At 48.4% G+C, this 9,989-nt stretch carries 8 protein-coding genes and 1 riboswitch; all 8 genes read right to left on the bottom strand.

The window, feature by feature from the left end:
- Positions 1-152: 152 nt before the first annotated feature.
- Complete coding sequence (locus CFERDRAFT_RS06870) at positions 153-2,093, bottom strand: TonB-dependent receptor plug domain-containing protein (protein ID WP_006366492.1); 1,941 nt, start codon at positions 2,091-2,093, stop codon at positions 153-155.
- 252 nt (positions 2,094-2,345) lie between these two features.
- A riboswitch (cobalamin riboswitch) is annotated at positions 2,346-2,585 on the bottom strand.
- Between the two features lie 133 nt (positions 2,586-2,718).
- Positions 2,719-3,183: an SRPBCC family protein gene (locus CFERDRAFT_RS06875; protein ID WP_006366493.1), complete on the bottom strand. Its 465-nt coding sequence runs from the start codon at positions 3,181-3,183 to the stop codon at positions 2,719-2,721.
- Positions 3,184-3,385: 202 nt separating this feature from the next.
- Positions 3,386-5,086 (bottom strand): Na/Pi cotransporter family protein, encoded by a 1,701-nt coding sequence (locus tag CFERDRAFT_RS06880; RefSeq protein WP_006366494.1) that lies wholly within the window; start codon positions 5,084-5,086, stop codon positions 3,386-3,388.
- Between the two features lie 62 nt (positions 5,087-5,148).
- Positions 5,149-6,144, bottom strand: a complete 996-nt coding sequence (locus CFERDRAFT_RS06885; RefSeq protein ID WP_156778022.1) for an aliphatic sulfonate ABC transporter substrate-binding protein — start codon at positions 6,142-6,144, stop codon at positions 5,149-5,151.
- 90 nt (positions 6,145-6,234) lie between these two features.
- Complete coding sequence (locus tag CFERDRAFT_RS11705; protein ID WP_006366496.1) at positions 6,235-7,842, bottom strand: S1 family peptidase; 1,608 nt, start codon at positions 7,840-7,842, stop codon at positions 6,235-6,237.
- Positions 7,843-7,913: 71 nt separating this feature from the next.
- Positions 7,914-8,405 carry a DUF4405 domain-containing protein gene (locus CFERDRAFT_RS06895; RefSeq protein ID WP_006366497.1) on the bottom strand — a complete coding sequence of 164 codons (492 nt, stop codon included), beginning with the start codon at positions 8,403-8,405 and terminating at the stop codon, positions 7,914-7,916.
- 82 nt (positions 8,406-8,487) lie between these two features.
- Positions 8,488-9,588: a glycosyltransferase family 4 protein gene (locus CFERDRAFT_RS06900; RefSeq protein WP_006366499.1), complete on the bottom strand. Its 1,101-nt coding sequence runs from the start codon at positions 9,586-9,588 to the stop codon at positions 8,488-8,490.
- The coding region (locus tag CFERDRAFT_RS12465) for a hypothetical protein (protein WP_040433408.1) at positions 9,585-9,989 on the bottom strand (405 nt) is incomplete at its 5' end. The genes CFERDRAFT_RS06900 and CFERDRAFT_RS12465, both read right to left, overlap by 4 nt.

The raw sequence follows: 9,989 nt of genomic DNA on the forward strand, positions 1-9,989 counted from the left end.
ATTACACGAAATGGCAGGAGCAATCCCTTTTGGTTGCCCGGCAAATTCCTCTTCGTCTTTGTAGTCCCTGCTGTCCCTGTTGTCCTTGATCTCTTTTCGAGCACCGACCTACGAAGCAATCGGATCGCGTAACAGATTTATAGAGGTGCTCATTAAAAGGCAATCTTGACGCCTGCATACGCCGACCTTCCCGCAGTTGCATAACCCCAGGCCTCTTCATACCAGGTATTGAACACATTGTCAATGCGACCGTATAATTCGACCTTTTCCGACAGATTGTATGATCCGTTCAGGTTCAGGAGAAAGTAGTCCGGAAGCTTGCCGACAGGTGTTCCGCTGCTATCCTTGGCTGATGCAACCTCTTTTCGTTCATCAACCCACTGCATACCGGCTCCAACAGCGGCTGATTTGCCGATGCGGTATCTGCCGGAGATGCCAACCTTGTTTTCAGGACGACGCACCAGCTGTACACCCAGAGGGTCTTCGGTTTTGTTATGGGTATAGTTCATGGCAAGCTGAAGGTCACGCTGCGGCTGCCATTCAATAAAACTCTCTATGCCCCGTGATTTGGATGTTCCGGCAACCTGGGCATATTTCCATGTTACCATATCAAAATCGATCCTGTCGTCATAGACCGAACGGAACCAGGTAATCCCGGCCCGGAGGTTATCACGGAAGCGATGTTCGACTCCTGCATCAATGCCGGTGCTTGTTTCAGGCTTGAGGGTTTCCGAACCGTAATCCGAATAGAGCTGATAGAGCGAGGGGGCAAGAAAACCGGTACCGTAACTTGCCTTCAGAACGGTTTCGCCGATTCTGTATGACGGTGCTACCCTTGCCGTAACCTTACTGCCGAAAATCTCATTATCCTCATACCGGACTCCCGCTACCACTTTCAGATTATCAACACTCCATTGATCCTGCAGCCAGATATTTCCCGAGAGTACCGACTTGTCAATCAGGGGTGCTCCCCAGACAAAGTCATGATAGTTCATACTCTCATTTTTGCCGGATAAACCAATTGTCACCATATTGGCGTCAGTAACCTGTATATCGCCCTGCCAGCCGATCTCCTGCATCTTGCCGGTGAAGGTGTTTGTTTTTACGCCGTCGTTATCGAAATCGGTTCTCTCCTCATTGGTGAACTGCACGAAGAGCGTGTTTCCGATTACCTTTCCGCAATTTTTATAGGCAACCCTGCCGACATACTGACGGCTGTCATTATGCTGCTCCTTCATGCCTGCTGGATTTGCAACATAGGATGGCCACACATAGGTAAACCGGTCACCGGTATAGCCGTTGGCCGACTCATCATACCGTACCGAAGCGTCAGTAAAGCGGAATGTGGTTTCAAGGACCGATGAGGGTGTCAGCTCATAGGAGTAGGATCCGGAGAGCGTCGTATTTTCATAACCGTCCTTTTCACTGGTATTGCCGCTGTGCGGAATACGCGGATTGCGGTCGTCAGCAAACGAAAAACCATCCGATTTCAGACGGGCAAGTGAGAGTGAGTATGCCGATTTGCCGGTTTTTCCGCTCACGCCCCCGTTGATTTTATACGTCCCGTATGCACCTCCTTCAATACCGGCATAGGATTTCATGGGGCCATCGCCTTTTTTGGTCAGGATATTGATAACTCCGGCAGTGGCATTGCTTCCGTAAAGCACACTGAGTGAGCCGCGGACAACCTCAATCTTTTCGACATTATCGAGTGTAAGATTGGAGAGGCTTGCCGTACGGTTTGTTGTGGCCGGATCATTTACCGGAACGCCGTCAATCAGTACAAGCGTGTTTTTGGCATCACCCCCGCGAATAAACAGGGATGTCATGGAACCCGGACCGCCATTGGCGGAAACATCAATACCCGCCACACCTTTAAGCAGATCCTCTACCGTGTGCTTTCCGGAAGCCCGAATCTCTGCCGATGTAATGACTGTTACCGATGCACCTCCGGCATTACTGATGGAGTTGATGGTTTTTGTAGCCGTTACTACCGTCTCTTCACCGGTAAAATGTTTAGGCTGTTCTTCAGCAAGAAGCCCTTTGCTGCTCAGGAGAGCGGCCATCACGACGAGAAATACTTTTTTGTTCATTGAATTGGTCAACCTGTTTTCAGTTTTTAAAGAAGTAAACTGACAGGGGTCTTTCAAAGGCGGCATGTAACCGAAATCGACACTGCCTGCTCAAGATTTCTGCAACAGGTTTTTGACATCATCAGAGTGACAACCGTTCAATGAAACTTGACGGTTCGGGAATATCAAAAAATGCTGTGCAAAAAGATCAAGCGGTGAGCAATGCAAAAGAAGTACAGCTTTGCCCCGACTATAACCCGTAGTCCGATCTTGTAATGCAAATAATAACTGGCAGGTCTCCTGACTATCACGGTCTCAATCTGTTCCGGCCTTCCCGCCGCTCTCCCTGGAGGAGAACATGCAGTGACCTGAAACTGCCACAAAGAGCTTGAGCATGTGGCCATGCTCCGCTTGTTGCGGCTACCGTTGTACAGTTGCGGGTACAGTTTACGATTCTCACGTAATTCCCTATTCTCCGGCTTTTAAACCGGCACCAGCTACGACGAAAGAACAATGTAATGCCGACATAGATAAGAAATTCCTGACAAAGAAACAAGCTTCATCCTTCAGGAGGAGCCTGATGAAGTGAAGATGCCTGCAATGTTTTTGCTGTAAAGGTGCGGCTCTTTTCAGGGTGCAAAACTCTTCACAATCGCCCTAAAATCTTCTCAATCCGCTCTCTTCTGTACCTGAACACCTCCTCAAGTCGTCGGGAAACAATCAGCGTGTTTACGAACTCACCAAACAATCCCATCGGCAGGGCGTACTCAAGAGCGTCAACCATTTCAACACCCCCGGCAATCTCTCTGAAAGAGTGTCTGTGGTGCCAGTATTCATAAGGACCGGAGTTCTGGACGTCCTCAAAAAACAGAGGTTTAGATACGATGGTGATCTCTGTTTCCCACCTGACGGGAATCATCATGAAAGGATAGAGGGTGTAGGTAATGATCATCCCCTCGTAAATCTGCTCCTTACCCGTTTCGCTGGTTATGGAGACCATCATCTCTGGAGGAGTGATCCTGGCAAGATTGGCGGGATTGGAGAAAAAAGCCCAGGCCTCCTCAGTGGAGACCGGAAGCTGCTGAACATAGAGAAGATTGTGAAACTCCATTTTACAAATAAACCAGTTCCTCTTTTTGAAAAGCTTTTATACTCTATAACCGCAAAGAGGAATGAAAAGTAGCAGAAAAAACCAGGGAATCAATAATAACAACAGATCACGCATGATCACGATTTATTACGTAACCCGCTCAAAAGGTTTGGGGGCACCGCCCAACGCAGTAATCGGGTTTCGGAACAAATTAATAGCGATCCTACCGTTCCGATTCATTGCAGGCAGTGATACTCCTCGCTATTCTCTTACAGTAATGGTGCACCTGTTCGAGTACATTAATGAGCTCCATATGGATATCATGGGTAATTTCCGATTCATTTACCCTTGCGACTCTGTTCATATGCGCACTCTCTGCATGAGCGACAAGTTGTTTGAACTCTTCATCATGCATAATGAGCCTGGAAGGATATCGGGAGTCCATCTCACTGAGAGAGTCGGCAAGCTGCTCCATGTCGTTGGTGACATGCTTGAGCAACTCTGTCAACTCGTGTTTACCCTCCTCTGTAAGCTCGCTTTTCAGCCACATTTTCCCTCCTACAAGCTTCCCTGAAAGAGTCTCAATTACATCACCGATTGATTCGATATCCTTGACAATACCCATCAGGGCAAATACCTCCTTTGAATCCCGTTCATTCAGTTCCCTTCGGGCAATTTTAATGAGATACTCTGAAACGCGTTTTTCAAGAAAGTCAAGTTTCTCCTCTCTCATGACCATGCCACCAAGAACTGAAAGCTTCGGGAATACCACATCACGATCGGGACCGCTCCGGATAAAGTGAAAACAGGATGCCCCAACCATTTTTGCGGCAATACTGGCCATTCTTGCAATTTCTGCGCGTGCGTACCGGATTGCGAGCGTTGGTGTTGCAAGTGCCGACTCCTTGAGATACCATATTGAAGGCCGCTGCCTTATTTCCTCAGGATCATCTGGCAACAACCAGTTAAGCAGCTTGTCGAAACCTGAAAGAAAAGGGAGCAGCAGAAGGGCCATGAATATATTGTACAAGGAGTGGGCATTGGCTATCTGGCGGGGAACTTCCAAAGCAACCATGTCGGATGCTAAACTATCTTTTGACGGGGAGATTGAGCGGATAAAGTCAGCATATTCAGGAATAAAAAAAAGAAAAAGTATCACTCCGGCGGCATTAAAAAGCACCTGTGCAAGTGCCACCCTTTTGGCCGCCCGAAGCATTCCCGATCCAGCAACTATTGCTGTTATACAGGTGCCGATATTGGCTCCAAGCAACAGGGGTATCCCGGCATTAAGCGTTAGCGACCCCTCTTGTGCAAGCGTAATGACAATGCCGATAAAGGCTCCGCTGCTTTGTATAAGCGCGGTAATGATTACGCCTGCCATAACAGCGAGCAGTGGATTCTCCAGATAACGAAGTGCTGATAGAAACGGAGCATAGTTATGAAGGGGTGCAACAGCTTCTGTCATAAGTTTCAGTCCAAAAAACAGAAGACCGAACCCCGAAAGAGCTTCACCGGTAAAACGAAGAGATTCGGATTTTCCTAATCGGTTGAGAGCAAAGCCTGCGGCAAATATTGTCAGAGAGTAGTCGTGTAACTGAAAGGCAAAAAGCTGGGCCATGGCCGTTGTGCCAATTTCCGCTCCGAATATGACGGCGAGAGCCTGAGTGCTGGTCATGAGCTGCGAGTGAACCAGACCTATAAGTGTGGCGATAATGACACTGCTGCTCTGGGCAATCATAGAGGTAAATGCTCCGACAAGCACCCCGTACACCCGATTTCCGGTCACGTTTGAAATCAGAATACGAACCCGTTCACCCGAAGCTTTTTTCAGGCCGGTGCTCATAATTCTGATACCATAGAGAAAGAGCGCCAGACCACCGACAAAGAGTGACACTACAGAGAAAAGCGAATACGTTCCATCCATTTGTTATATCAAAAAACCGAAAATCACAAGAATCCCTTTCTCTGACAGATTTATCAATTGAATTATCTTCCGGGCAGGAATCCGGGATCAACCAGTTCGTCAATCACCTTGTTTGCTACGCTGCTGTTCGTGACCATCTTCTCCTTCACCAGAACCGGTACGGCTTCCCTCAGATGGATGATGTCCTCCATTGCAGGAACCGGACGGGAAAGATCAACCTTGCTGAGAGTTATCTTGGCAATCGGCAGTGAGATTCCGGATTCATCAGAGTAGATCATCGCCAGATCATCAGGATGGCTTACCGCCCACTTTCGAACCCGTTCATAAATTCTGATGACCCGCGAGACCACATCCGGGTATCTGACTGCAAACGGCTCTGTTATGGTCAAAAAACCGTTACTGTTGAATGCCTCGTTACGGTAGATCACACGACTTCCGCTCTCCAGCTGGCTTGAGATGCCGTAAGGATCAATGCCTGCCCATGCATCAACTTTATTTTTTTCAAGTGCAATACGACCCTCCTTATGATTCAGGGGAAGAATTATCACATCACTTTTCTGCAAACCAACCTCATGCAAAGCCCGGAGCAGAAAAAAATAGGGCTCTGTAACCGGCGTTGCAGCAATTTTTTTGCCCTTTAAGCCACGGACCGATTTAATGGGGGAATCACGATTGACCACAAGCGAAATCCAGTCAGGATGCGAAAAGATATAGACCGCCTTGATCGGACTTCCTTTTGCTTTTGAGATCAGACTTGGCAGTGCTGAAGTGGAAGCAAAATCAACACTTCCGTTTGTCAGAAAATCCAGCCCCTGATTACTTCCTTCGCTGAAAATCCACCGTACAGCAACATGGTCTGCGTCAAACTCTTTCTCCAGCCAGCCGAATTTTTTCAGGACGTAGCTGAGCGGGTTGTAATCGGCATAATCAATCCGGAGTTCCAGGGGCATCGGTGCCGCCCGAAGTTCTGCAGGTGTCAGCATCAGCATCAACAAGCCTATGCATCTGACCATGGTGCCGATCCCGCTATGCTTCCTGATGGATGGAGTAGTCATCATTCTGTTCCTCTGTTGATCTGCCTGATTGAAACATCACTACACACAAATTGTTCAGTTAATTCATGGCAACTCCCTTCTATGAGCAGCTCGTTACCGCATCGCGGTTTTTAAAAACATCAGCTTGCTGAAATTATTATAGAATTGTTGTGCAAGATCCTGATTAAGCTCTTTCAAACGGGAATAGACCTCCATCCCTTTTTGCCGGTTACCATGTTCAAGATAGTTTTGGCCGAGATTGAAGAGTATGGCATTGTGATTCGGATCAATAACAAGAGCTTTCAGATAGGCTTCACGCTCCTCATTTTCCAAGTGGGATTTGTTATAGGCAACTCCCAGGTAGAGCCATGCATCGACATACGCCGGGTTAACCGCAAGGGCTTTTCTGTAGGCTTCGAGCTGTTTGACATCCTGACCGGCCATCCCGTAAGCCTGACCCAGTTTTATCAGATATTGTGCATTTGCCGGAGAGAGCGTTACCGCCTTCCGATAAGCGTCGACAGCTTTGGTGAATTGACCGGCATCCCGATAGGCATGGCCCATATTATACCAGGAGGAGGCGTCACCGGGAGTGATCCGCACAACCTCCATGTAAGAGGAGATGGCCTGTTCATAATCCCCGTTCTGAACACAGGCGTTGGCAAGATTGACCCATCCAAGAGCAAAATCATTGTTCAGCCTGACCGCTTTTTTGTACGCCTCTATCTTTTTGGCTTTTTGTCCCTCCCGCCCATAGGCGGCACCAAGATCGGCCCAGTATTGCGAATATTCAGGACGAATAAGAACCGCTGCCTGATATGCTTCAATGGCAAGGGTTAACTCTCCTTTCTGAAGATAGGCAACGCCCAGATACCCCCAGGCGTTACTGCTTGACGGGAGCTGTTTGGTCCATCTCTGGCAGAGCTGAACCATCCCTCCCCAATCCTGTTTTTCCTCCAGAGCGGTAACCTGATAGGTCCATTCTATATCTCCGGCATTTACCTTTGACTCAACAGACTTGCGATTGGGAAGATCAATAACCCACTCCACAGGCAGGGCAAAATTCAACTGCTGGCCCTGTTTGAAAAAATAGGTGGGCAGACCAATCAGCCGGGCATTCTCATCAAACAGACCGCCCCCGCTTGATCCGAGTGATATTGGTGCAGTAGACTGGATATAGTGTCCTTTATCGACAGTTCGCAGTCCGGAGATGATTCCGTCGGAAAATGTCAGCTCAAGTCCCTGGGGTGCACCGATGGCATAGACTTTGGAGCCTACCTTGAGCTGATTGGTGTTTCCAAGAATGAGTTGCGACGCTTGCAGGCCGGAGACCGTAAGGGAGCAGACATCCCTGAAGCGGTCGGTATAGAGAGGTTTGGCCGGATACTCTTTTTTCTGGTAGATAATTGCCAGCCGTCCGGCTTTTTCAATCACATGACAGTTGGTTGCCACATTTCCGGATGGGAGAATAATACCGCTCCCCATGCTTTGCAGCTTGTTGTTGCTGTCATAGTTCTGTACGACCACCACGCTTCCGGAAATCTCCTGGAAAACCTCTGCGGCGGTTTTTGCTTCTGTCTCTTGCGGTTGTGCGGATATAAACAGCAAGAGACAGATCAGCAAACGGGAGCGTTCGAAGAGAAAATGATTGAACCGGGAGGTTTCAGGCTGTATTGCGGGTTGAAGTGACCGCCTCCGGAGTGCGTTGATCTTCTTTTTCATCTGAGCAACAGTTTGATAATGCGGTTACCCTTGATTTCCCCTTTTCTGTCAATTGTATTGCTCCCCGTTCATCATTCAGCCGGTTTGCTCCGGTTGTTCATCTCACCAGCCGATCCCTGATTGCTCTGCGGTTTGTTTACCGGTTTACCCTCCCATGATTTGGCGATGGTTTTGCCAAACTCAAGGATCGCTGAAAAGGGCTCTATCTTGTAGTAGGTGCCAATTCCGAAGAAGAGCGAGAGCGCCAAAATGAAAACAAGCTCTCCGGGACTTTTGATCCCGGCAACGGCTTTTGACTTCACGTAGGAGAAAAAGGCCTTCCAGTTGATGACGAGGAGATGGAAGAGCGAGAGCAGGGAAAAGGCAAACCCGAAAATAATGTGCTGGTTCTGCCACTCCCCTTTTGTGAGGCCGATCATACGCCATGCAGCAGCAGCGGGTGCTCTGCTTGAAGGCCCGATATAGAGAATCACACCCGAAACAAGAATCATCAAAAAAGCGATGAAGAGCCCGAAGCTGATGAACACTCTCCATGTAAACGATTTATGCAATGCATCCGCCATGATCTATTCTGGTTGTTTGATTAAATGAATTCCGCCAATCCACGTCATGTGTATTTATCGAGTCATCATATGGCCATCGGGATCAGCGGAAACTTGGGACTCCACTCTTCAGCATTGGAGCGGATAGTGGATAGTTATTTATTTTCTGCTGCTGGAGGCTGTAGTAGAGATCTTCATAGTTCCCCACCATCTCCGAGAGCGAAAAACGCCGTTCAAACTCAGTACGGCAGGTTTTTCTTGACAGGCGATCCACATGATGAATCGCATCAATAAAGTCCTGCTTGCTGTTACAGATAAATCCTGTTTTGCCATGCGTGATAACTTCCGGTGCAGAGCCGCAACCCCTCACAATAACCGGTGTACCGCAGGCAAGAGCTTCGATCATCACCAGGCCGAAGGGTTCAGGCCAGTCAATGGTGTTGAGTAGCGCTTTGGCATTTTTCAGCAGCGCTACCTTCTGGCGGTCATCCACCTCCCCCACATAGTCAATAAGCGGGTGATCGAGCAATGACCTGATTTTTTTGTCAAAGTAGTTCTGATCGGCCGGATCAATTTTGGCGGCAATTTTCAACGGGATATTACACGCTCTTGCAAGCATGATTGCCTGTTCAGGTCTTTTTTCCTCTGAAAAACGGCCGAGGTAGAGGAAGTAGTCATCCGGGTGCTCATTAAACTCAAAACAGGATGCGGGATAACCATGGTAAATGGTTTTTGCCCAGTTGATGTCCGGCACCGGAGCACGTTGTGAATCGCTGATGGAAACATATGCCATATCTGGATAGAGCCGGAGCACATCGCGGTAGTTTCCAAGATCAAGACGACCGTGCATGGTCAAAACAGTTGGTACCCTTGCCTTGTATGCATAAGGCAGGGTCAGGTATTCAAGATGTGAATGGATGATGTCGAACTCCCTGAGCATCTTCTCATAGACACGGCTTAACATCATCATGTTGACGATGATCGGTGAGTAACTTTTTCTGCCAAGACGGAGAGCCTCTTTAATCGGGGCAACCAGCCGGGCACTTGTCAGGGAGTCTCCTGAAGCAAAGAGGGTGACATCATGGCCCTTTTCGACAAGACCCTCCGTCAGATGATAGACAACCCGCTCTGTACCACCGTACTTTTTTGGAGGTACACGCTCTACCAGCGGTGCGATTTGAGCTATGCGAAGTTTTTTTTTCATTGCAGTGCTCCGGAAATCGGCAGACACATCTCTATCGGAGGTATTAGCCGTTGTGTGTTGACGAGAGATTTTCGCCCAAGCGACAACCACCATCGAACGGTTAACAGGGGTTTGCCGATTATCTTCGATATATCCCTGTGCCTTATTCCGGGTATCTCTGATAACAAAACCGAGAGTTTTATGTCGGCAAACCGCTGACGCAGTGACTCTTCAGGCGTGACGGGAAGAAAACAGGAGGTGTCAGCAACAAGCTCTCCTTCGGGTTCAATACTGGTTAAATAGCATGATCTGAAAATTCTGAATATCTCCTTGTCGGTCATATCCTGATCGATCCTGCTATAGGTTTTGTTGACAAGCTCATTACTCTCTGTTTCTGATCCGGTCATCCAGTAGGCGAGAGT

Source organism: Chlorobium ferrooxidans DSM 13031, assembly GCF_000168715.1.
Classification (GTDB): Bacteria; Bacteroidota; Chlorobiia; order Chlorobiales; family Chlorobiaceae; genus Chlorobium; species Chlorobium ferrooxidans.

Coding starts and splice junctions, on each gene's coding strand:
- CFERDRAFT_RS06870 (WP_006366492.1), bottom strand. CDS start 2,093: ATGAACAAAAAAGTATTTCTCGTCGTGATGGCCGCTCTCCTGAGCAGC.
- CFERDRAFT_RS06900 (WP_006366499.1), bottom strand. CDS start 9,588: ATGAAAAAAAAACTTCGCATAGCTCAAATCGCACCGCTGGTAGAGCGT.
- CFERDRAFT_RS11705 (WP_006366496.1), bottom strand. CDS start 7,842: ATGAAAAAGAAGATCAACGCACTCCGGAGGCGGTCACTTCAACCCGCA.
- CFERDRAFT_RS06885 (WP_156778022.1), bottom strand. CDS start 6,144: ATGATGACTACTCCATCCATCAGGAAGCATAGCGGGATCGGCACCATG.
- CFERDRAFT_RS06880 (WP_006366494.1), bottom strand. CDS start 5,086: ATGGATGGAACGTATTCGCTTTTCTCTGTAGTGTCACTCTTTGTCGGT.
- CFERDRAFT_RS06875 (WP_006366493.1), bottom strand. CDS start 3,183: ATGGAGTTTCACAATCTTCTCTATGTTCAGCAGCTTCCGGTCTCCACT.
- CFERDRAFT_RS06895 (WP_006366497.1), bottom strand. CDS start 8,405: ATGGCGGATGCATTGCATAAATCGTTTACATGGAGAGTGTTCATCAGC.